The sequence below is a fragment of the Microbacterium sp. KHB019 genome (genome assembly GCF_037285405.1).
Lineage (GTDB): Bacteria > Actinomycetota > Actinomycetes > Actinomycetales > Microbacteriaceae > Microbacterium.
In genome coordinates this window covers 301772-326593 of record NZ_JBBDHF010000002.1, presented here as the reverse complement: position 1 = coordinate 326593, position 24822 = coordinate 301772, and the positions used below count along the sequence as shown (strand labels likewise).

Here is a 24822-nt window from a genome sequence, read left to right as displayed (position 1 = left end):
CCGGATCGATGGAAGAAGGAGTTCGCCGGCTCCGCGGCGTGAGCAGCCGCGAAACTCTTCTCCCATCGCGAAGTCCGCACCGCGCAAGCACGCCCCGAACGCCCACAACCTGTCGGCTCGCGACAACCCACCTGTGCCACGCCCGCAAGAACGGTTGGAGGGACCATACAGGCGCGTTGGATCCTGGTTGGAGGAGTCCTACGGTTGAAGCATCCTTACTTCTCTCTGAGAGGAACACCATGGTCGACGCCGCCGTCCGCACTTCGCAGAAGACCGAAGACACCAGCCCGCGCATCGATGTGAAGCGCGTCGAAGACCTGCTGCTCGGAACGTGGGCCGACACGCGTCGGACGGCGCGCGAGATGATCAAGGACTCCGCGTTCTGGCGCGATGACTCCCTCGGCAAGGACGATCACCGAGAGCGCGTCCTCAGCCAGCTGCACCTGCTCGTGCAGAACAAGGCCGTGCACCGCGCGTTCCCGAAGCGGTTCGGCGGCGAGGAGAACAACGGCGCCAACATCTCCGGATTCGAAGAGCTCGTCGCCGCCGACCCGAGCCTGCAGATCAAGGCCGGTGTGCAGTGGGGGCTGTTCGGTTCTGCCGTGCTGCAGCTCGGCACGCAGGAGCATCACGACAAGTGGCTCCCCGGCATCATGGATCTCTCGATCACCGGCGCCTTCGCGATGACCGAGATCGGCCACGGCTCCGACGTCGCAGCCGTCGGCACCACCGCGACGTTCGACGCAGAGACCGACGAGTTCGTCATCAACACCCCGTTCCGCGGCGCGACCAAGGAGTACCTCGGCAACGCCGCTCTGCACGGCATCGCCGCCACCGTCTTCGCGCAGCTGATCACCAACGGCGTGAACCACGGCGTGCACTGCTTCTACGTGCCGCTGCGCGGCGAGGACGGCAACGACCTTCCAGGCATCGGCCGCGAGGACGACGGGCTGAAGGGCGGACTCAACGGCATCGACAACGGTCGCCTCTCCTTCGATCACGTCCGCGTCCCCCGCACCAACCTGCTGAACAAGTACGGCGACGTCGACGAGAACGGCGTCTACACCAGCTCGATCGACAGCCCCGGTCGGCGGTTCTTCACGATGCTCGGCACTCTCGTCCAGGGGCGCGTGTCCCTCGACGGCGCGGCATCGTGGGGTTCCGCACTCGGCCTCTACATCGCGATCACCTACGCAACGCAGCGCCGCCAGTTCGACGGTGCCGACGGGCAGGAGGTCGTGCTCCTCGACTACGGCAAGCATCAGCGCCGACTTCTGCCGCGACTGGCGACCACCTACGCGCAGATCTTCGCGCACGACGAATTCCTGCAGAAGTTCGACGGCGTCTTCTCCGGTCGCACGGACACCCCGGATGACCGCGAGGACCTCGAGACGCTCGCGGCGGCCCTCAAGCCGCTGTCGACCTGGCACGCGCTCGACACCCTGCAGGAGGCCCGAGAGGCCTGCGGCGGCGCCGGCTTCATGTTCGAGAACCGTCTGGTCGGGCTCCGCCAGGACCTCGACATCTACGTCACCTTCGAGGGCGACAACAACGTCCTGCTGCAGCTGGTCGGCAAGCGCCTGCTCACCGACTTCGCGAAGCAGTTCAAGGACAAGGATGCCGCGGCCCTCGCGAAGTACGCCGTCGGCCAGACCGCCGGAAAGGTGTTCCACGGTGCTGGCCTGCGCCGCTTCGGTCAGAACATCGCTGACTTCGGTCAGGTCGCCCGTTCGGTCGAGAACGGTCTGCGTGCCGAGCAGCAGCACGAGCTGCTCGCCGACCGCGTGCAGCAGATGGTGGCCGACATCGCCGGCCGTCTGCGTCCGGCGGGCAAGGACAAGGTGCTGGGCGAGAAGCTCTTCAACGAGAACCAGGCAGACCTCATCGAGGCCGCGCGTGCTCACGGCGAGCTGCTGCAGTGGGAGGCGTTCACCGACGCCGTCAACAGCATCCCCGACGAGGACACCCGTCAGGTGCTCACCTGGCTCCGGGACCTGTTCGGCCTGCAGCTCATCGAGAAGCACCTCGCCTGGCACATCATCAACGGACGCCTCTCGACGCAGCGTGCGGCAGCGGTGTCCAGCTACATCGACCGGCTGTGCCTGCGTCTGCGCCCGCACGCGCTCGACCTGGTGAACGCGTTCGGATACGAGCCCGAGCACGTCCGCGCCCCCATCGCCAGCGGCATCGAGCAGCAGCGCCAGGACGAGGCCCGCGCCTACTACGCCGACCTCGAGGCATCCGGCGAGGCGCCCGTCTCGGAGAAGGCGCTCAAGAAGGCCGCCAAGAAGTAGTGAGACACCATGTGCGGCGCGAGACACCATGACTGAGGTGATGTCTCGCGCTCCAGGTGATTTCTCGGGACGTACGCTGGGGGAATGACCTCCCTCCTCACCGGCGCTGACGGACGTGCGCGCTGCGCGTGGGTCGGGGCGGATGCCGAATACCAGCGCTACCACGACGAGGAGTGGGGCGTCGCGCTGCACGGCGATCGCGCGCTGTTCGAGAAGATGGCGCTGGAGGGCTTCCAGGCCGGGCTCAGCTGGATCACGATCCTGCGCAAGCGCCCGCGGTTCCGCGAGGTCTTCGAGCGGTTCGAGCCCGAGAAGGTCGCGGTCTTCGACGACGACGATGTCGAACGCCTGATGCTGGATGCCGGCATCATCCGCAACCGTGCCAAGATCCTCGCCACGATCGGCAACGCCCGCCTCGTGACAGAGATGGCGGATGGCGAGCTCGACGAGCTGATGTGGTCGTTCGCGCCGACGGCATCCAGAGCGCGGCCCACCGCGTTCGCCGACGTGCCCGCCGTGACGGCGGAGTCGACGGCCATGAGCAAGGAGCTGCGTCGTCGCGGATTCCGATTCGTCGGGGCGACCACGATGTACGCGCTCATGCAGTCCGCCGGCATGATCGACGATCACATCGATGGATGCTGGCGCGCGGCCTGATCAGATGGGTAATTCTGCCCGTCGTACGGTTCAGAACTGGCGGTTAGGATGTACCGGTGCGCCCGGGTCGTGACAGATCCGTCATGCACCTACGAAGTACACCGGGGGGATACCGAGGATGAAGGCGCTGTCGTGGTTGCGCGCGAAACCGAAGACGGCTGCATCCATTGCGGCCGTGACGGCGGGGTTCCTCGCCATCGGCACCCTCGCATTCGCCTATGAGGGCAATCCGACCACCAAGGTCGACCTGAACGACGGCGGCGTCTGGATCACGAAGTCCTCGTCCCTGATGGTCGGCCACTTCAACAACGAGTCGACGCTGCTCGACGGCGGGCTGCGCACTACGGGCGAGAGCTTCGACATCGTGCAGGACGAGTCGACCATCCTCGTCACCGATCGCTCGAACGCGACCCTCACTGCCGTCGACCCTGCGCGCGTACTGCTCGGGGACAGCACCACGATCCCCGGCGACGCCAAGGTCGCGCTCGGCGAGCAGACCACCGCGATCCTCGACGCTCAATCCGGAAACCTGTTCGTCGTCCCGGTCAAAGGCATCTCCGGATTCGAGCTCGAGGGTGCAGAGCCGACCGTCGAGCTCGGCAAGAACTCCGACGTCACCGTCGGCCAGGACGGCACCGTGTACGCGGTCTCGGGTGAGAAGGACGAGGTCGTCACGATCCCCGTCGACAACGAGGGCGAAGCGCTCGAACCGTCGACGTCGTCCCTGGGCGAGCTGGATGATTCGGTGGCGCCGAGCATCACGGCGGTGGGCGCGACCCCCGTCGTGCTGTCGCCGGCTGACAGCGCGGTCATGACCCCAGGGGGATTCCGCACCGAGATCCCCGAGGCGGACTCGGCCGTCCTGCAGTTCGCGTCGGCCGAGACGGATGCCGTGACCGTCGCGACGGCGTCGCAGTTCATCGAGGTTCCGCTCGACGGCAGCGAGCCGAAGTCGACGGATGCCGGCGGTCAGGGAACACCTGCCGCCCCGGTCTCACTGCTCGGCTGCACGTACGGAGCCTGGGCCGGCAGCGGTCAGTTCGTGCGCGACTGCCCCGGCGACGGCGATGACGTGCACGAGGAGATCCCCGGCATCGACGCCTCGGCGTCCCTGACGTTCCGCGTCAACCGCGACGTCATCATTCTCAACGACACCGTCGGCGGCGCCGCCTGGCTCACCGACGAGAGCCTGCAGCAGGTCGACAATTGGGAAGACCTCACCCCTCCGGAGGGCGAGACCGAAGACGAAGAGGACACCACGGAGGAGACGGTCGAGACCACTCTCCCGGTGCGCACGGACGTCAACACGCCCCCGGTCGCCGAAGACGACACATACGGGGTGCGTCCGGGCCAGACGACGGCGCTGCCAGTGCTCGACAACGACAACGATGCGGACGGCGACGTCCTGGTCGCAGCCCTCGCGGGCAATCAGCCGTCGATCGGCGACGTGCAGCCGATCTACGACGGCGGGTCGCTGCAGATCGCCGTCGGCGAGGACGCCTCCGGGTCGGCATCCTTCACCTATGAGGCCACCGACGGCCGCCCGAACGGCAAGGACACCGCCACCGTCTCGCTGACGGTGAAGGACTGGGACACCAACACGGCGCCCAAGCCGAAGCGCACCACGACGCTGGCGATCGAGACCGGTGGCACGATCTCGTACAACATCCTCCCGGATTGGATCGACCCCGAGGGCGACGACATCTACCTCCGTGAGGTCACCGCTGCCCCGGGCGACGAGGTCGAATTCACGACCGACGGCCAGATCACCTACCGCGCGACGGCCAGCCTGCAGGGTCGAAAGGAAGTGCAGGTCGTGGTGGCGGACGCCCTGGGCGAGGCCGCCACTGGGACGCTCGTGCTCGACGTGCGTCCGGCGGGATCGACGCTGCCGAAGACCAACGCCGACCACGTCACGACCCGCGCCGGCGAGCAGGTCACGGTCTCGCCGCTCGCGAACGACTCGAGCTCCGGGCGCGAACCGCTGCGCCTGACCCGCGTCAACGGCGCCGAGTCGCCGAGCGCCACGATCGACCCCGACTACTCCAACGCGACGTTCACGTTCAGCGCCCCGACCCCCGGCACCTACTACGTGCTGTACGAGGTCGCGGCCGGCCCCAACGGCGTGCCGGGCATCGTGCGCGTCGACGTCGAGGATGCCACGGCCGAGGATCGTCCGCCGATCGCCGTCCGCGATGTCGCGCTGCTGCCCACGGGCGGCGAAGTGCTGCTGGGCGTGCTCAACAACGACACCGATCCGTCCGGTGGAATCCTCGTCATCCAGTCGGTCAGCGTCGAGCCGGGCAGCGGGATCTCGGTCTCGGTGCTGAACCACGAGTCCCTCCGCATCGGCGACCAGGGTGCGCTCGATGAGCAGGTGCGCATCAGCTATCGGATCTCGAACGGGTCGAAGACGGCTGAGGGCGAGGTGATCGTCATCCCGATCCCGGCGCCTGACAAGATCCTGCCGCCGATCGCGAATCCCGACAAAGCGGTCGTCCGCGTGAATGACGTCGTTACGATCCCCGTTCTGGAGAACGACTCCAGCCCGGTGGGCGACGCTCTGACTCTCGAGTCGGATCTGATCGAACCGCTCGTCGACCCCGAGGACGGCGAGATCTTCGTCTCGCAGGATGCCGTGCGCTTCAAGGCGGGCCCGGAGGCGAAGACCGTCTACGCGACGTACGAGGTCTCCGACACCCGCGGCAACAAGGTGGGCGGGTACATCACGATCCAGATCGTCCCGGAGCAGGACGAGAACGCCGCCCCGCGCCCGAAGGACATCACGACCCGCGTGCTCAGCGGGAACAAGATCAACATCGCCGTGCCACTGGACGGCATCGATGAGGACGGCGACTCCGTCGAGCTGATCGGTCCTGCCACGAGCCCCGTCAAGGGTCGGATCCTCGAGGTCGCCCAGAACTACTTCGTCTACGAGGCGTACGCCGACTCGTCAGGCGTCGACACGTTCTCGTACCGCGTGCGCGACCGCCTCGGCAAGGAGGGCACCGCGACGGTGCGCGTCGGCATCGCAGCGCCGGAGGACGTGAACCAGGCGCCGTATGCGGTGAAGGATGCCGTCGTCGTGAGGCCCGGTCGTGAGATCGCCGTGCCCGTCATGCTGAACGACTCCGATCCTGAGGGCGATGAGATCGCGCTCGTCAAGGACGACGGACTGGTCGTGCCGGATCTCGACGGGCTGGGTGCGCGTGTGTCGGGTGACCGTGTGCTCGTGCAGGCGCCGAACCGCCCGGTCGAGACATCGCTGCAGTACACGATCAGAGATGCACGCGGCGCCTCGGCACAGGCCGTGCTGCAGATCACGGTCGACGAGGACGTCCCGCTGCTGGCGCCCATCGCCCGCGACGACCGCGTGCTCCCCGCAGACCTCACGGACGGCGGACTCACCACCGACGTCGACATCCTGGCCAACGACGAGGATCCAGACGGAACGACCGATGGGCTCGACATCGCGGTCGCGAACGGTGGAACGCTGCTCGAAGACGGCAAGGTGCGGGTCACCGTCAGCGAGAAGATGCAACTCATCCGCTACACGCTCACCGACCGCGACGACCTGTCGACCTCGGCGTTCATCTTCGTTCCGGCGGTGAAGGACCTGCGCCCTGCACTCACCTCGACCAAGCCGGTCGAAGTGATCAGCGGCGAGACCAAGGAGCTCCCGCTCGACGAGTACGTCACGGTCGCCGGCGGCGGCACCGTGACCATCACCGAGCACGCCAAGGTCAGCGCATCGCACGCCGACGGCGCCGACCTGGTCAAGGACGGCAGCACCCTCGTCTACACGTCGGCCGCCGGATACTTCGGCGAGGACGGCATCTCGTTCGAGGTAACAGACGGCTCGGGACCGGACGACCCTGAGGGCCGGAAGTCCGTTCTGACGATCCCGATCACGGTGCTGCCACCAGACAACCAGCAGCCGACTTTCACTGGCGGTGAGGTGAACGTCGCGCCGGGTGAGGATGCGAGCACCCTCGACCTGGCTGCATTGACGACCGATCCGGATCCCGAGGATCAGGGTGAGCACTCCTACGACTTGATCGGCAGCGCCGACGGAGGCGTGAGTGCGCGCGTCGAAGGCTCCACGCTGTCCGTCGAAGCCGCGTCGAACGCGAAGAAAGGTACGTCGCAGACCCTCACGATTCGGGTCTCGGACGGCGAGACCGACCCGATCGAGGGCACGGTCGTCGTCAACGTGACCGCGTCGACGCGTGAGCTCGCCACCGCGAACACTGACACGATCGACCAGGCCGATCAGGGCGAGACCATCATGGTTCCGGTGCTGGCGAACGACTTCAACCCGTTCCCCGACACCCCGCTGGATGTCCTCACGGTCAACACCGAGACGGGTGTGGGCACAGCCGAAGTCGTGGGCGATCAGGTGCAGGTGACGCCGGGTGCGAAGTTCGTGGGAACCCTCGTGCTCCGTTACACGATCGAGGATGCCACGGAGGACTCCGACCGCCACGTCGATGGCCGTATCGTCCTGACCGTGCAGGGCGTGCCAGAGGCGCCGGGGCGACCGCAGGTCACGAGTGTTCAGGACCGCACAGTCGTGGTGTCGTTCTCGGCGCCGTCCAACAACGGCGCCGAGATCACCCGGTACACGGTCTCGAGCACGTCGGGCAGCGCTTACAGCAAGGAGTGCGCATCGACCACGTGCACGCTCGACGGACTGACCAACAACGTGGAGTACACGTTCCAGGTGGTCGCGACCAACCGCGTCGGCGACTCCGAGCCGTCCGGGGCCTCGGAAGTCGCTCGTCCTGACGCGCGCCCCGACACTCCTGTCGCGCCGACGCTGGTCTTCGGCGACAAGAGCCTCGCTGTCGCATGGACGACTCCGACGACGCCCGGTTCGCCCGTGGAGTCGTACAACCTGCAGATCTCGCCGGCGCCGCCGTCGGGTGTCACCGAGAAGACTGGTGTGACCGGCAACTCGCTCACCTGGGAGGGCCTCGAGAACGGCACCTCGTACCAGGTGCGGGTGCAGGCCGTGAACCGTGCCCCGGAGCCGTCGACCTACAGCGGCTGGTCTCTGGCCGAGATCCCGGCGGGTCCGCCCATGCAGCCCGGCGCGCCGACGACCGCCGAGCTCGCCCCGGTGGGGGACCAGGCCCAGATGCAGGTGAACTGGGTTGCTCCGGACAACAACGGCGCACCGATCTCGGGCTATCAGTTGCAGGTTCTCGAGGGTGGAACGACGGTACGGACCGTCTCGGTACCGGCAGGGCAGACGAGTCAGGCCGTGGTCGTGCCGACCTCTGAGTCCGGGTACTCGTACATCGTGCGCGCACAGAACAAGGCCGACTGGGGTCAGTGGAGCCCGGCGTCCGCCGAGCGCCGCGGCGCGATCCGCCCTGATGCCCCGAACACTCCGAAGATCGCCGTGGGCGACCGCCAGCTCACGATCACCTCGTCGTACGAGCTGTCGGCCGAGCAGCGCAACGGTGCCAAAGCATCCGAATTGACCTACCAGTACAGCCTGAACAGCGGCGGCTGGCAGAACCTCACCAGCACTACGATCGGTGGACTGAACAACGGCACACCGTACACGCTGCAGTTGCGCGCTCTGTCGAACACCGGCACCGGCAGCTACACCGGCGCCGAGTCCGCCAGGTCGAACTCGGTGACCCCGTACGGCGTCCCGCCGCAGCCGAGCGCCGGTGCGCGGAACAACGGCTCGAACGTCACCGTTTCGTGGGGCAACAACGGCAACAACGGCAAGGCACTCACCGACACGCAGATCAGGGTCAGCGGCCCAGGGGCTTCGGGCAACTGGGAGGGCGTCAGCAACACCGGTTCGCGAACCGTCGGCGCCCCGTACTCGCAGAAGTTCACGATCGACGTGCGGGTGAGCAACGACAACGGGAAGAATTGGTCGTCGGTCGCGAGCGACAGCGCGACGACCGATAAGAAGCCCGAGCCCACGGCTAAGACTGTCAAGGGGACGCCCGGCAGCTGGCCTCCCGGCTGGGGCGGGTCCGGCGCCTGCAACACGTCATCGTGCGCCTATGTGGCGCTGCAGGTCACGAACTTCCCTGCGGGCAACTACCGGTTGTTCTGCAACGACGGCGGCGAGTTCGGCGGAAGCAGCAAATACGTCCCGGCCAACGGCAAGGTCGAGCTCTCGTGCTTCTACGGAAGCCCTGGGCACTCGATTCGAGTCCGCATCGAGGGCTGGGGCTACGCAGACGCGATGACCTGGTACTAGCGAGAGAAAGAAACAGCACACAATGACAATGACTCCTGAGCAGGCGACCTGGTTCCAGGGCACCTTCACGCGCCTCGTCGAGAACATCGACAAGGCCGTGCAGGGAAAGCACGAGGTCGTCAGCCTGGTTCTGGCATCCATGCTCGCCGAAGGCCATGTCCTTCTCGAGGACGCGCCAGGCACTGGCAAGACCAGCCTCGCGAAGGCGCTCGCGGCCACTGTGCAGGGCACCAGTTCGCGCATCCAGTTCACGCCCGACCTGCTGCCCTCCGACGTCACCGGTGTGACGATCTACGACCAGCAGGCGCACAAGTTCGAGTTCCACAAGGGCCCGATCTTCGCCTCGATCGTGCTCGCCGATGAGATCAACCGCGCGTCTCCCAAGACGCAGTCGGCGCTGCTCGAGGTCATGGAAGAGTCACGCGTGACCATCGACGGTGTCACGCATGAGGCCGGCCGCCCGTTCCTCGTGATCGCGACGCAGAACCCCGTCGAGCAGGCGGGTACGTACAAGCTCCCGGAGGCGCAGCTCGACCGCTTCCTCATCAAGACGTCGATCGGCTACCCCGACCTGGCGATCACCGAGAGCATCCTGGCCGGAGCATCCGACCGCAACCCGTCGGCGCACCTGACGCCGATCATCACGACCGGAGCCGTCGCCGACATGGCAGACCTCGCGGCGACCACGCACGTCGAGCCCGCCGTGCTGCGCTACGTCGCAGAACTGGCCGAGGCGACCCGCGATGACAGCGGCGTCCGGCTCGGGGTCTCGGTGCGTGGAGCCATCGCAATGGTCCGTCTCGCCAAGGTGTGGGCTGCCTCCCGCGGACGCCACTACGTGCTGCCGGACGACATCAAGGCGCTCATCGCTCCCGCATGGCAGCACCGCCTGATGCTGGACCCGGAGGCCGAGTTCTCGGGAACCACCGCTGACGCGGTGATCACCCGCGTGCTCGAGCGGGTTGCTGCACCCCAGGCCCGAACGGCGGCTTGATGACCGCAGAGACGCTGCCGGCGACGTCGCAGAGCGCCCGTGACGCCGGTTGGCGTGACATCGTGGCGCTCATCGGCGTGCGCATCGGAAGCCGTCTCCGCAAGGTCGCCGCCGTCATCCGCCCCCTCGCCTGGGTGCTCATCGCACTCGCCGTGGTGTTCTGGATCGCAGGCCTCACCCTCGGCTGGCGCGAGCTCACGGTCACGGCCGTGATCGTGACGATCACCCTGTTGGTGTGCGCGGTGTTCCTGGTCGGACGCACCGAGTACGACGTGAACCTCGACCTCGCCCGCACCCGGGTCGTCGTCGGCGAACGCGCGGTCGGCGCACTGACCCTCGCCAATCCCGGCGGTCGGGCGATCCTCCCATCGCGGGTCGTGCTGCCCGTCGGCGCAGGCCGCGGAGAGTTCGGCATCCAGCGACTCGCGCCCGGAGAGAAGGCCGAGGAGCTCTTCGCGATCCCCACGCAGCGGCGCGGTGTCGTCAAGGTCGGGCCGGTCAGCGTCGTCCGCGGCGACCCACTCGGTCTGTTCGAGCGCGCGCACCGCCGTGACGACCCCGTCGATCTGTTCGTCCACCCGCAGACCGTGCTCTTCGACGGTCAGTCCCTCGGCTTCCTGCGCGACCTCGAAGGTCTGCCGGCTGCAGACCTGTCTCGTGACGACGTCTCATTCCACGCGCTCAACGAGTACCAGCCGGGCGATGACCTGCGCCACGTGCACTGGCGATCCACTGCCCGCACCGGCGTGATGATGGTTCGTCAGTACGAAGAGACCCGTCGCTCGCACTTCGTCATCGGCCTCTCTCGATCGACCGGCGACTACGCCAATGACACCGACTTCGAGTTGGGCATCTCGGTGGCCGGGTCCATCGGACTCCGCGCACTGCGCGACTCGCAGCGCGTCGAGGTGCGGGTGCAGGGGCGCGAGCTGCGCTCGGGCACGGGGAAGCAGCTGCTCGACTCGCTCGCCGCGGTCGAGGGCAGCAAGCCGCGCGACGGCGGCATCGCCGAGCTCAGCGGCGTGATCGCGGCGACGATGCCGCTCGCCAGTGTCGTGGTGCTCGTGTGCGGCTCGAAGGTGTCGGGCGAGAACCTCCGGGTGGCCTGCGCACGCCTGCCGTTCGGAGCGCGAGTCATCGCGATCGTCGCCGACACCTCTGTCGAGGTCCCGGCTCTCCGCCGCATCGGCGATGCCGATGTCGTCAGCGTCGGCACCCTGCAGCAGATCCCCCTCGCACTTCAGAAGGTCCTCGCATGAGCGCGCCCGCCCTCTCGTCGGTCGCAGCGCTTCCTCTGCGTCGCTGGGGACTCGACGTAGCAGCCGTCATCGTCCTGCTCGTCGCCTCAGCAATCGGGTTCTGGCCCACGTTCGCCGGGGGCAGCTTCCTCGGAGCGGCGATCGGAGGCGCCCTCATCGGCATCGCGATCGCGGTCGTCGCGGCCTGGCGTCGCTGGGGGATCCTCATCATCGCCGGGCTCACCGTGGCGGCCTACTTCGTCTTCGGCGGCGCGCTTGCTCTGCCGCACACCGCGATCGGCGGCTTCATCCCTTCGCTGGAGACGCTGCAGCAGCTTGCAGTCGGCGTGGTCACGTCGTGGAAGCAGATGCTGACGACCGTCGCTCCGGTCTCCGGCTCAGATGGGCACTTCCTCGTGCCGTTCCTGCTCCTCCTCGTGGCGTCGGTGGTGACGGCATCCCTCGCCCTCCGCCTCACCCAGCCCGCATGGGCCCTGCTTCCCGCAGGTGCGCTGCTCGCCGCTGTGATCGCGCTCGGCACGCCGGAGACGGCCATGCCCCTCGTCCAGGGTGCGGTGTTCGCCCTCGCGAGCATCGCCTGGCTCGCGGTGCGGCAGATCTGGGCGCCGCAGAACGCGGCCGTGTCGGTCAGTGAGATCGACCCGTCGCGCGCCAACCACATGCGGATGCGACGCCTGCTCGCCGGCGGCGCCGTGCTCGCGGTGGCCGCAGGCGCAGGAATCGCGACCAGCGCGTTCACCGCACCCACCGAGGTGCGTCACGTCCTGCGCGACACGATCATCCCGCCGTTCAACGTGCGCGACTACCCGAGCGCCCTGCAGGCGTTCCGCGGCCACGTCCGCGACAACAAGGAGGCGACGCTGTTCACGGTCCGCGGGCTCCCCGAGGGGGCTCGCGTCCGGATCGCAGCCATGGACGAGTTCGACGGCCAGGTGATCAACGTCGTCGACGGGGGCCCTGGTACCTCCAGCGCGTTCTCACCGATCCGCTCCAACATGTCGCCGAATGCGGAAGGGCTGCCGGTGACGCTGGAGTTCGACATCGGCGACTACAGCGACGTGTGGGTTCCGCAGGCCGGCCTCGTCTCGGAGTTCCGGTTCGCTGGAGGCGACGCCGAGGCGCTTCGACGGGGAACGTACTACAGCAGCGGGTCATCGACCGCGGTCGCGACGACGGGGCTGCGCAAGGGCGACAGCTACGCGGTGCAGACCACCATCCCCGCCGAGGTGACGGACGAGCAGCTCGCCGACGCCGATTTCGGCGCCGTGCGCATGCCGAAGAACGACAACGTTCCCGAAGAGCTGTCGACCCTCGCCGGTGAGATCACCGCGGAAGCCGAGACGCCGGTCGAGCAGACGCAGGCGATCGCCGACTACCTGTCCGAGGAAGGCTTCTTCAGCCACGGGCTCGAGGGCGAGGTCATCTCGCGTGCCGGCCACACCTCGGAGCGCATCTCCACGCTCATCGGCAGCGATCAGATGATCGGCGACGACGAGCAGTACGCCGTCGCGATGACGCTGCTCGCCGGAGAGCTGGGGATCCCCGCACGCGTGGTCATGGGGTTCTATCCCGACGAGAAGGATGCCGGCGCGGCGTCGTTCGCGGCGACGGGCGACGCCCTCCACGCGTGGGTCGAGGTGAACTTCGACGGGTTCGGGTGGGTTCCGTTCGACCCGACGCCGCCAGAGGACCAGGTTCCCAACGACCAGAACACCAAGCCCCGCGCCGATCCGAAGCCGCAGGTGCTGCAGCCGCCGCCCCCGCCCCAGGAGCCGGTCGATCTGCCGCCGACGCTGCCAGACGATCGCGAAGCAGAGGACGAGTCGCTGAACATCGCGGCGATCATCGGTGCGATCCTGGCCATCGGCGGAATCTCGCTCGCGATCATCGCGCTGATCGCCTCGCCGTTCATCGTGATCGGCGCGTGGAAGGCGTCGCGGAGACGCGCGCGCCGGTCGGCCGATCACACGGCCGACCGGATCGCCGGCGGCTGGGACGAGCTCACCGACCGCGCAGTCGACTACGGCGCGCGGCTGACGCCCGGCGCGACCCGCGGCGAGGAAGCGGTGCTCGTCTCAGACTCGCTCGCGGTTCCGACCGTGACGGCGCTCGCCGACCGGGCCGACGCCGAGGTGTTCGGCCCGCACGACCCGAGTCAGGAAGACGTCGACGCCTTTTGGAAGGAGGTCGACGAGATCGTGGTCGGCCTCGGCTCCGAGGCCGGATTCTGGAAGCGGATGAAGGCGCGGCTCAGCCTGCGCTCGCTGCTGGGAGGATCCGCGATCCAGTCCGGTTTCCAGGGGCTGAAGGATGCCGCGACCGCGCGCGTTCGCCGAGAACCTGGCACGATCGACACAGGCACGACAGAAGCACCCGAGAGCGAGACATCATGACGCAACCGTCGTTCGGCACCGTCGCCCCGACCTCACGACGACCGGTGGCCTACATCATCGATGCCGCGATCGCGGCCGGAATCGGCATCGTCCTGTCGATCCTGCTCGTGGTTTTCGCGGTCATGGCCGGTCCGGAGGGGATGCTGGGCGTCATCGGCATCGGAGCCCCCGTGGTGTCGCTGATCCTCATCGGCTGGTTCGTGTTCTACACGTTCATGCAGTCCCGCGACGGTTCGATCGGCATGCGCACTCAGCGACTCCGCCTCGTGCGCGAGGACGACGGTGCACCCCTCGGGTTCGGCAAGGCGCTGCTGCGCAACATCATCTTCGGGCTCGCCGCCGGCATCGTCGTCGGATACTTCACTCCGCTCTTCGACGGATCGGGGCGGTTCCAGGGGTGGCACGACAAGGTCGCACGCTCGCTGATGATGGATGCCGGCGCTCGCGCCAGTGCAGCGCCGCCGACCATGGCATTGCACGTCCCGCCGCGCCCGTCGATGCCGAACGTCGCCCGGCAGGCGACCAGCGCTGCTCCGTCGATGCCCAATGGCGCCCCGCCGATCCCGGGCCTGGCCACACCGACGATGCCGCAGTCGTTCACTCCTTCTTCGCTGTCGACGCCGACCGGCCCCGCTGCGCCCTCTGCTCCTGTCGCTCCGGCGATGCCCGCTGCTCCCGCGTTCCCTTCGCCGTCCACCCCTGCGCTCGATGAGACCGTGCGGGGTCCGGAACCGGCTCGCTCCGCGCAGCCGATCGCCCACCCCACGGCTCCCGCCGCCGACTCCCTGATCGCCTTCGTGCCGGGGATCACCCAGGACGGTCCGCCTGAGCGGAACACGCCTGCGCCGCCGGCCCCGGCGGCTCCCGCGGCTCCCGCCGTGACGACTCCGTCCGACGACGCCCCGAACGGAACTGCCCTGAACGGCGGCTCCGGCGACGTCGGCGACATCGAGGACACCCGCATCAGCATCCCCGGGCACCGCCTGGTGTTCACCTGGGATGACGGCACCCGCGTGACGGTCTCGCGCCGCACACTCTTCGGGCGCAACCCGGCGCCGGAGGAAGGTGCCGCGGTCGTCTCCGTCCGCGACGAGACGCTGTCGCTGTCGAAGACGCACTTCGAGGCGGCGGCCGAACCGTCCGGCGGGTGGATCATGGACCGTCATTCCACCAACGGCACGGCGATCGTCCGCGACGGGCACCGCATCGTGTGCGAGCCGGGCGAGCAGGTGCGCATCCGCCTGGGCGACGCCGTCGAGATCGGCGACCGCATCGTCACCATCGGGGGCTACGCATGACCGCGCCGCTGATCGTGACGGCCGGCTGCTCGACGCACGCCGGGCTCCGTCGCACTCTGAACGAGGACGCGCTGCTCGCCAGCGCTCCGGTCTTCGTCGTCGCCGACGGCATGGGAGGCCACGAGGCGGGCGAGCGGGCGAGCGCCGCCGTCGTCGCCGAGTTCTCCCGTTACATCGGCAGGCAGAGCCTCGAGTTGGACGACGTGCTCGACGCGCTCGCCCGTTCGCGCGAAGCGGTCGATGCGCTCTCGGTGTCGGCAATGGGGCGCGCGGGAACGACCCTCAGCGGGCTCGTGCTCGCCGAGGTCGACGGCATGGGCTACTGGCTCAGCTTCAACATCGGCGACTCGCGCACGTACCGCCTGTCGGGTACTGAGCTCGAGCAGATCAGCGTCGACCACTCGGTCGTGCAGGAGCTCATCGAGTCGGGCGAGCTCAGCATCGCCGAAGCCGCGTCGGATCATCGTCGCAACATCATCACGAGGGCGATCGGCGCCGGCAGCACCGGCGATGCGGACTTCTGGATGTTCCCCGCCGAACTCGGCGATCGGATGCTGATCTGCTCCGACGGCCTCTCGTCAGAGGTCCCGGATTCGTTGATCCGCGAGATCCTGACGACGGAGTCAGACCCGCAGACCGCCGCCGCAGCACTGGTCAGCGAGGCCGTCGCCGCCGGGGGCAGGGACAACATCACCGTCGTGGTGGTGGATGCCGTCTCCGTGGCATCCCGCCCCGGCGTGCAGATGCGCGCCGACGACGACATCGATGAGAACACCCGGCCGCGTGCGGCCGCGGCAGGAGGGATGAGCTGATGCAGACCACATACCGCCCAGGTCAGTGGAACGTGCTGGTGACCCCCGGTGCTCTGATCGCGCTGTCTCCGGATGCTCCGGCCGAACTGCTCACGCGACTCTGGGAGCGCGAGCGCACCGCCGGCGACCTCGCCGCGGTCATCGACGTGCTCACCGAGCACGCGTCCGGTTCGTTCGCGGACATGCTGGGTTTCGCAGCGGTGGTCCTCGAAGGGGCTGACGCGCGCATCGCCGTTCGCGGCGCAGCGATGGTCGAGGTGACAGGATTCGAAGGGCGCGAGAGCTTCAGCGGCGCGAACGTCACTACCTGGAGCGAGCGCTTCGTCGCCGGTGCGAGCCGTATCGAGATCACGACGGATGGCGACGAGGATGCCGTGAGCCTGCCGGTCTCAGCCGGCATCGTACGTGCCTCCCACGCCGCCGCCGACATCGAACCGGCGGACGTCACGATTCCGGATGCGGCTGCCGCGGTGGTCCATGACGCCGACGAATCCGAGCGGATCGAGGACGCGCCCGTCGAGGAAGTTCCTGTTGAGGAAGTGCCGGTCGCAGACGTGCCGGTCGAGGAGGCGCCCGTCGAAGAGCCGGTCTCCGAAGAGCCGGTGATCGACGAGCAGGCCGCAGACGAGCCCGTCGCCGACGAGCCGAGCACCGACGAGCCGAGCACCGACGAGCCGGTCACCGAGCAGATCGAGACACCGGCCGAGGCGGTGGCGGACGAGGTCGACGGCAACACGCTGATGCCGAACGATGAGACGTTCGCGAGCGACGCGGACGAGTTCGATCAGCTGTTCGGCGCGACGATCGCGTCGCCGAACGCGGTCACTCCGCCGGTGCCGCCCGCTCCGGCTCCACTCGACGGCGACCACGACGGAGCGACGATCTCGGTCGCCGAGGCACGTGCGCTCCGGCAGAGCGCGCCGACCGCTGCACCCGATGCTCCCACGGCCGTTCTGCCCGTCGTCTCCAGCGGCTCGGGTCGCGTCCGCGTCTCCACCGGTCAGGTCGTGGCACTCGACCGCACTGTGATCATCGGGCGCCGCCCGCGGTCCACGCGGGCCAGCGGAGCCGACCTGCCCCACTTGATCGCGGTCGAGAGCCCGCAGCAGGACATCTCGCGCAGCCACCTAGAGATCCGCCCCGAGGGCGACACGGTCGTCGTCATCGACCTGCACACCACGAACGGCTCGACGCTGCTGCGCCCCGGTGCAGACCCGTTGCGCCTGCACCCCGGTGAGCCGACGCTCGTGCTCTCGAGCGATGTCGTCGACCTGGGCGACGGCGTGACGGTCGTGTTCGAGGATCTGCCGTGAGCAGACCCCCCTCACCTCCTCCCGAGCTCCCCGGTTTCACCTTCGTGGAGCCGCTGGGCACGGGTGGATTCGCCGATGTGTTCCTGTACGAGCAGCAGATGCCCCGGCGCCGCGTCGCCGTGAAGGTGCTGCTCGCCGACCGGATCTCGAGCGGCGCGGCGAAGGAATTCGCCGACGAGGCGAACGTGATGGCGATGCTGTCGACGCATCCGGCCATCGTCACGATCTACCAGGCGGGCATGGCCGGCGACGGCAGACCATACCTCGTGATGGAGTACTGCCCCCGTCCGAACCTGCAGATCCGTGCTCGCAAGGAACCGTTCTCGGTCGCCGAGGCGCTGCGCGTCGGCATCCAGGTCGCCGGTGCCGTCGAGACCGCGCACCGCGCCGGGGTCCTGCACCGCGACATCAAGCCGGCGAACATCCTCGTCACGGAGTACAACCGGCCGGCCCTCACCGACTTCGGCATCGCCTCGACGACGGGCGCCGTGAGCGAGGCGACCGGCATGTCGATCCCCTGGTCGCCGCCGGAGTTCTTCGCGGATCCGCCGCAGAGCGGGCAGCGCTCGGACGTGTTCGCGCTCGGTGCCACGCTGTACACGCTTCTCGCCGGCCGGTCGCCGTTCGAGCGACCGGGGGAGCGCAACACGAGCGCCGACCTCATCGAGCGCATCGAGCGATCACCGCTGCCGTCTCTGTCGCGACCCGATTCGCCCGGAAGCCTTCAGCAGGTGCTCGAGCGGGCCATGGCGAAGAACCCGGATGCCAGATACCCGAGCGCTGTTGCGTTCGCACGCGCGCTGCAGAAGGTACAGATCGAGCTCGCGCACTCGGTCACGCCGATCGACATCGTCGACGACCATCCGCTGCCAGAGGATCTGGAGGACGAGGACGAAGGTCTCACCCGCGTCCGCGACATCGTCAGCATCGAGCCGGATGCCGGGAACACCCGCCCGTCCGCCACGACCCGTCCGTTCGGCTCGCCGCAGCCGCAGCGCGCTACCGCGGGGGATCCGGGCCCGCGCTTCGAGCCAGTGGCATCCACGTCCGCGTCCGCGGTCGAAGACACCGTCATGCGCCCCAGCGCGGCGCCCCCGCCCGCACCTGTCGACGAGGACCGGACGGTTCTGCGCGGCCCGCGCGCCCTCTCGCCCGAGGCGCCCGCGGTGCCGTTCCCGCCGTCAGCCGAGTTCGCACAGGCACCCGACCAGGCAAAGGCGAAGCCGAAGCCGCGGGTGGGCATGTGGATCGGCGTCGCCGCTGCGGCGGTCGTCCTCGTCGGCGGCACGATCGTCGGCGTGAATCTGCTCCAGGGCGGCGGAGCGCCCGACCCTGTAGCAACGCAGGAGGGGGCGGCCCCGAAGGATCCCATCTCCGACGCGGTGCCAGCGGTCGACGACCTCGCCGGCACACGCGAAGGCTCGACCATCACGTTCACCTGGACGAACCCGGCCGAGGAGGACGGCGACCTGTATCTGTGGAACACCGTCAGCCTCGATGGCCCCGGCGTTCCCGAGCCCACCGACGAGCCGACCGTGACGTTCGAGGGAGCCGCCACCGGACAGGTGTGCATCGATGTGCTGCTGCGCCGCGAGGACGGCCGCGCGTCGGAGCAGGTGCGGGGGTGCGTGGAGTGAGCTCACGCGGTGATCGGTCGATGTCCTCCGAGCGCATGATCTGGGAGATCGAGGACGCGAAGGACGAGATCGAGGGCCTCGACGAGAACGGGCGCCCCGACCCGGCATACGCGGCCGCACTCGGCATGCTGTCGGCGCCCCTCGGCCGGCGTGCTCTCGCGCTGGTGATCGATGTCGCGGTCTGGCTCGTGCTGCAGCTGCCGTTGTGGCTGGGCACTGTTCCGCTGCTGCTCAAACTCGCCACCGGCTCGATCTCGCCGTACGGGCTCGTCAACCACCCGTCGTTCGTCCTCGCGATCGTCACGGCGTCGGCGACCGTCGTCCTGACCCTCGTGGTCAGCATCGTCCAGCTCGTGATGCACGGACGCGGCGGCAGGACCATCGGCAAGGCCGTCGTCGGCATCCGTTCGGTCAACGTGCGCACTCTGGGGCGCCCCGGCGTCGGCTGGGTGCTGCTGCGCTACCTGCTGATGGGCGGATCCGGGATCGTGCCGCTGATCGGACCGGTTCTGCTGCTCGCGTCCCCGACGTTCGATCCGGAGCGCCGCGGCCGAGGCCTGCACGACAAGGCGACGCACGTCTGGCTCGTCGACGTGCGCAAGGGACTGAACCCGTACGACGACAAGCGCATGCGCGTCGCCCGCAAGCTCGTCAAGGCCGAGCCCGCCCCGGAGCGGTCCTCGCTGCCGTCGCTCGCGACGCCGCAGGATCCGGCGGTGGCTCCCCAGTACCGGCCGGGCACCCGGGTGAGCGCCGGTGTCATCGGCATCGCCCGTCCGCACACGCCCGATTCCCGCCCTGAGATCGGTGTGCCTCCCATCGCCGCTCCGGCGACGCCTGCGCCCGTCGAGGCCGGCAAGCCGGTCATGGGCGGGTATCGCCCCGCCGGTGAGAACGCCGCTGCGCCGGAAGCCGCCCCGCAGGCTCCGGTCGCGCAGGAAGCCCGGGCGGCCGCGCAGGTCCCGAACCCGCAGCCGACCCCGCAGGCCGCTCGGCCGCAGCAGCCCGTGGCTGCAGCTCCGCAGCCAGTGGTCTTCGGCCTCCGCCTGGACACCGGCGAGAGCATTCCGGTCGCGGCGCCCGTGCTGCTCGGACGCAATCCGGATGCCGCCGGGCACCCCGGCGCCCACACGGTCGCCCTCGAGGACGAGAGCAAGTCGCTGTCGAAGACCCATCTGCTCGTCCGCCCCGTGGAGGGCGGACTCGAGATCATGGACTGCGGATCGACGAACGGATCCGGTCTGGTCCGCGGCGGCACGGAGTACGAGGTCGTGGCCGGAGCACCGGTCGTGACGATCGAGGGCGACACGGTGCGGCTGGGCGACAGGCTCGCCGCGGTGATCCGGGTGTGATCGAGGGAGAACCATGAGACTGAAACTGACCCTGCACCGCCCGGTCGGCGATCCTGTCGACATCGTGATCACCACGGATTCCACGGCGACCGCCGCCGACGTCGCCCGCCACGTCGCCGAGGCCGATCCCACCCGTTCGGTCCCGGTCTCCGAGGGCGACGTGCTCACCCTCGCGGTCGCGCCGCCCACCGGTGAGCGACTCGTTCCGCTGCATCCGGAGATCCCGATCGGCGAGGCGCCGATCGGCTCCGGGTTCGCGGCATCCATCCTCAACCACGGCCCGGACTACTCCGGAGCGGGCAAGCGCGAGATCGTCGGTGTTCTGCGGGCGACCGCCGGACCCCTGGCCGGACAGGAGTTCCCGATCTCATCGGGCCAGATGGTCATCGGACGAGATGCCGCCGGCGACGTCGTCCTGGCGGACCCGATGGTCTCCAAGCGTCACGCGCGACTCGAGGTCGGCCAGCACATCGAGGTCATCGACCTCAACTCAGCCAACGGCGTCCTCGTCGACGGCGTCGCCGTGCAGCGCATCCGGCTGGAGGACGGCACCCCGTTCGTCATCGGCGCCACGACGCTCGTTCCGCACCTGGCGCGCTCGTTCGACGGCACCGCCGCGGAAGAGCCCATCATCGAGCGCGGCGGCGGACTGCTGTTCAATCGCAGCCCGCGCGTCGAGGTGCGCTATCCCGGTACAGGTTTCAAGGCGCCGCGCATCCCGACCGAGAAGCTCGGCAAGATCTTCCCCTGGCCGATCCTCGTCGCGCCGATCCTCATGGGCATGGCGCTGTACGTGCTCAACGGCAACCCGCGCTCCCTGCTGATGATCGTCATGACGCCGCTGATGGCGCTCGGCAACATCATCAACCAGTCGCGCTCGGAGAAGAAGAGCTCGAACCACGAGTACATGCTCTTCGAACGCCAGTACGAGCAGCTCGAGGAGGACTTCTTCCGCGGCAAGCCGGAGGAGGAGGAAGCGCGCAACGCCGAGGCGCCGCCGGTCGCCGAGGTGTTCGATCACGCCATGCGGCTCGGGCCGATGCTGTGGACCAGGCGCCCCGAGCACTGGAACTTCCTGGGGGTGCGACTGGGCAGCTGCACGCTCCCGGCGCGCAACACGATCGCCGAGATGGACACCCCGGAGGGACTCCCGGAATTCCTCGAGCGGGTCGACCGGCTTCAGGAGCGCTACTCGGAGGTCGACGACGTGCCGGTCTTCGAACTGCTGGCGGATGCCGGATCCATCGGCATCGCCGGCCCCCAGGGGCTCGCCGCGGACGCCATGCGCGGCATCGCCGTTCAGCTGTTCGGCCTGCACGCCCCGAACGACGTCGTGGCCGTCGCCTTCGCGGACTCGGCATGGACGGCCGAGTTGGACTGGCTCAAGTGGATGCCGCATACCTCCAGCGAGAAGAGCCCGTTCCGCGACGTCGCCCTCGCCGACTCGGCCCCGACGGGAGCAGCGCTGCTGAGCATGCTGGAGGACTACGTCCAGCGCGAGGCGTCCGGCGGCGCGGAGAGCCGGGAGCCGCGCGGGCCGTTCAAGGACGAGTGGAACCCGCTGCTCTACGGCACCGATGTGTCGAGGGCGGCCGGCGACCACAAGAGGACCCCCGCAGTATCGGTCATCGTCTTCGTCAGCAGCGATGCGCCCGTTGACCGAGGGCGTCTCACCGACGTGCTCGACCGCGGCGCGGACCACGGCGTGCACGCCGTGTTCGTCTCGCCGACCGTGGAATCGCTTCCGGCGGTGTGCCGCAGTTACATCGACGTGACGAACGGACTGGAGTCCGCTCGGGTGGGGCTCGTCCGCACCGGCGACACGTTCGACGACACCAGGGTCGAGGGTGTCTCCAACGCCTACATGCACATGCTCGCGCGGCGCATGGCCCCCGTCGTCGACGCCAGCACCGTGGTGCACGACGCGTCCGACATCCCCAGCACAGTGGGATTCCTGCAGCTCGTGGATCCGGCGATCGCCGAGGACCCGAAGGTCGTCGTCGAACGCTGGCGGCAGAACAACACGATCGTTGACCGGTCCCCGACACCTCGCCCGCGGCTGAAGAAGGCCGGCAACCTGCGCGCGATCATCGGCCAGGGCGCCAGCGACGCGATGGCCCTCGACCTGCGCACGCACGGTCCGCACGCCCTCGTCGGCGGAACGACCGGCGCCGGAAAGTCCGAGTTCCTGCAGGCCTGGGTGCTCGGCATGGCCGCAGCGCACAGCCCGGACCGGGTGACCTTCCTGTTCGTCGACTACAAGGGCGGATCCGCGTTCGCCGACTGCGTCGACCTGCCGCACTGCGTGGGTCTGGTCACCGACCTGAGCCCGCACCTCGTGCGCCGCGCGCTCACGAGCCTCCGAGCCGAACTGCAGCACAGGGAGCACCTGCTCAACCGCAAGAAGGCGAAAGACCTGCTCGAGCTGGAGAAGCGCCAGGATCCGGACTGCCCACCGGCCCTCGTCCTCGTCATCGACGAGTTCGCGGCGCTCGCCTCCGAGATGCCCGAGTTCGTCGACGGGGTCGTCGACATCGCACAGCGCGGCCGCTCGCTCGGCATCCACCTCATCATGGCGACGCAGCGTCCAGCCGGCGTCATCAAGGACAACCTGCGCGCGAACACCAACCTGCGCATCGCTCTGCGCATGGCCGACGAGGCCGACTCCCGCGACGTCGTCGACGATCCGGTGGCATCGACCTTCCCGGCGTCGATCCCCGGCCGGGCGATCGCGAAGACCGGGCCCGGACGGCTCGTGCCGTTCCAGTCCGCATACGCGGGCGGATGGACGACGGAGGACGAAGGCACCGCCGTCGAGGTCCGCGTGTCCGAGCTGCGTTTCGGAGCCAGCGCGGAATGGGAGCCCGAGCGCCCCGCCGAAGCGGAGACGCACGAGGAGGACCTCGGCCCCAATGATCAGAAGCGGATCGTCTCGACGCTGATCCGCGCTAGCGAGGTCGCCGGGCTGCAGGCGCCGCGACGGCCATGGCTCGACGATCTCGCCCCGGTCGTGGAGCTCGCGGACCTGCCCAACGACGGCGATACCCGCATCCCTCTCGCCCTCATGGATGTGCCAGAGAAGCAGATGCAGGAGCCAGCGGTCTTCGTGCCGGATCGCGACGGATCGCTGGTGGTCTACGGCACCTCCGGCTCGGGCAAGTCCACGGTGCTGAAGACCATCGCGACCGCAGCCGGGATGCAGCCGGATCGCGGCCGCGTCCAGGTGTACTGCCTGGACTTCGCATCCGGAGCGCTCGGATCGCTCGCCGACCTGCCGCATGTCGGCTCCGTCGTCGACGGCGCGGATGCCGAGCGCATCCAGCGCCTGTTCCGGACTCTCGATCGCGAGATGGACCGCCGCGCGGCCTCGTTCTCGGCGGCGAGCGCGGCGACCGTGCAGGAGTACCGGGAGATCGCAGACCCGAACATGCCGCGCATCCTGCTGCTCATGGACAACTTCCCCGAGTTCAAGAAGGACTGGGAGTACGCGCCGGGGCGTGCGCCGTTCTACCGGACCTTCATGCGCATCCTCGGTGAGGGGCGAACGCTCGGCGTGCACATGGTCATCACGGCCGATCGCGGCAACGCGGTCCCCAGCGCCGTCGCCTCCAACATCTCCCGCCGAGTGGTGCTGCGTCTGGGCGACCCCGGCCAGTACATGCTGCTCAACGCGCCGCGCGACATCCTCGACGAGCAGTCGGCACCTGGGCGCGCCATCATCGACGGCCACGAGGCCCAGATCGCGGTCCTCGGCGGCACGCCGAACGTGGTGGAGCAGACGAGGGCGCTCACCGCCCTGGCCAAGACCCTCCGAGCGGAGGGCGCACGCGACCTCCCGGAGATCGGCGCCCTGCCGACCATGGTGCCCGTCACGGATATGCCGGCGATGGTCGACGGGATGCCCGTCTTCGGCATCGCCGACGACACGCTCGCACCGCGAGGCTTCGAGCCCATCGGTTCGTTCGTCATCTCCGGACCGCCTGCATCCGGGCGCACGAACGCGCTCAAGGCGCTGGTCGTGGCGATGGAGCGGTTCGATCCGAATGTGCGGATGTACCACTTCGGCAACCGTCGCTCGCAGCTGAAGGACTTCCGCCCGTGGGTGCGCAGCGCGATCAAGCCGGAGGAGGAGAAGGAACTCGCCGAGCAGTTGACCGAGCTGGTCACCAGCGACACGACCGAGGGTCGCATCATGATCGTCATCGAGGACATCCCGCACCTCGCCGACGGCCCTGCCGACCGGCAGATGCGGACGCTGCTGCAGGCGATGAACAACAGCGACCATCTGCTGATCGCCGACGCCGAGATCAGCCGTGCCAGCGGAAGCATCGGTGTGCTCGGCGAATGGAAGACGGGGCGTCAGGGCATCATCCTCAAGCCGGACACATACGACGGCGAATCGATCTTCAAGACGGCCTTCAGCCGGATCAAGAGGAGCGACTTCCCGGTGGGGCGCGGCATCTTCGTGCAGGCGGGCCGCCTGGTCACGATGCAGATGCCGTTCGTCCCCGACGCGCCGCCGGTGGGCAGGACTGACATGGGTACCGCTCCCCGTTTGCGTGAGCGGGTTCGTTGACTAAC

The 24822-nt window shown here is 68.7% G+C and carries 12 protein-coding genes; all 12 read left to right on the top strand.

Features of this window, described 5'->3' with window-relative positions; all coding sequences use genetic code 11:
* Nucleotides 1-239 precede the first annotated feature (239 nt).
* On the top strand, nucleotides 240-2294 hold the full coding sequence (locus tag KHB019_RS07980) for an acyl-CoA dehydrogenase family protein (RefSeq protein WP_325472299.1): 2055 nt from the start codon (nucleotides 240-242) through the stop codon (nucleotides 2292-2294).
* An 84-nt stretch (nucleotides 2295-2378) separates the two neighbouring features.
* Complete coding sequence (locus tag KHB019_RS07975; protein WP_230101645.1) at nucleotides 2379-2951, top strand: DNA-3-methyladenine glycosylase I; 573 nt, start codon at nucleotides 2379-2381, stop codon at nucleotides 2949-2951.
* Between the two features lie 118 nt (nucleotides 2952-3069).
* Nucleotides 3070-9183: an Ig-like domain-containing protein gene (locus KHB019_RS07970; RefSeq protein ID WP_337458605.1), complete on the top strand. Its 6114-nt coding sequence runs from the start codon at nucleotides 3070-3072 to the stop codon at nucleotides 9181-9183.
* A 22-nt stretch (nucleotides 9184-9205) separates the two neighbouring features.
* The gene (locus KHB019_RS07965) at nucleotides 9206-10177 is read left to right on the top strand and encodes an AAA family ATPase (RefSeq protein ID WP_230101643.1); all 972 of its coding nucleotides are present in this window, start codon (nucleotides 9206-9208) and stop codon (nucleotides 10175-10177) included.
* Nucleotides 10177-11436: a DUF58 domain-containing protein gene (locus KHB019_RS07960; RefSeq protein WP_230101642.1), complete on the top strand. Its 1260-nt coding sequence runs from the start codon at nucleotides 10177-10179 to the stop codon at nucleotides 11434-11436. Before KHB019_RS07965 ends, KHB019_RS07960 begins: the two co-directional genes overlap by 1 nt.
* Nucleotides 11433-13829 carry a transglutaminase-like domain-containing protein gene (locus tag KHB019_RS07955; protein WP_337458604.1) on the top strand — a complete coding sequence of 799 codons (2397 nt, stop codon included), beginning with the start codon at nucleotides 11433-11435 and terminating at the stop codon, nucleotides 13827-13829. Before KHB019_RS07960 ends, KHB019_RS07955 begins: the two co-directional genes overlap by 4 nt.
* Nucleotides 13826-15127, top strand: coding sequence for an RDD family protein (locus KHB019_RS07950; protein ID WP_337458603.1), 1302 nt, complete (start codon nucleotides 13826-13828; stop codon nucleotides 15125-15127). The genes KHB019_RS07955 and KHB019_RS07950 overlap by 4 nt, the downstream gene beginning before the upstream one ends.
* Nucleotides 15124-15939 (top strand): PP2C family protein-serine/threonine phosphatase, encoded by an 816-nt coding sequence (locus KHB019_RS07945; RefSeq protein ID WP_230101639.1) that lies wholly within the window; start codon nucleotides 15124-15126, stop codon nucleotides 15937-15939. The genes KHB019_RS07950 and KHB019_RS07945 overlap by 4 nt, the downstream gene beginning before the upstream one ends.
* Nucleotides 15939-17252 carry an FHA domain-containing protein gene (locus KHB019_RS07940; protein WP_337458602.1) on the top strand — a complete coding sequence of 438 codons (1314 nt, stop codon included), beginning with the start codon at nucleotides 15939-15941 and terminating at the stop codon, nucleotides 17250-17252. Before KHB019_RS07945 ends, KHB019_RS07940 begins: the two co-directional genes overlap by 1 nt.
* Nucleotides 17249-18889: a serine/threonine-protein kinase gene (locus KHB019_RS07935; protein WP_337458601.1), complete on the top strand. Its 1641-nt coding sequence runs from the start codon at nucleotides 17249-17251 to the stop codon at nucleotides 18887-18889. The genes KHB019_RS07940 and KHB019_RS07935 overlap by 4 nt, the downstream gene beginning before the upstream one ends.
* A 20-nt stretch (nucleotides 18890-18909) precedes the next feature.
* Nucleotides 18910-20241, top strand: a complete 1332-nt coding sequence (locus KHB019_RS07930) for an RDD family protein (RefSeq protein WP_337458600.1) — start codon at nucleotides 18910-18912, stop codon at nucleotides 20239-20241.
* A gap of 13 nt (nucleotides 20242-20254) precedes the next feature.
* Nucleotides 20255-24817, top strand: coding sequence for an FtsK/SpoIIIE domain-containing protein (locus tag KHB019_RS07925; RefSeq protein ID WP_337458599.1), 4563 nt, complete (start codon nucleotides 20255-20257; stop codon nucleotides 24815-24817).
* Nucleotides 24818-24822: the final 5 nt, after the last annotated feature.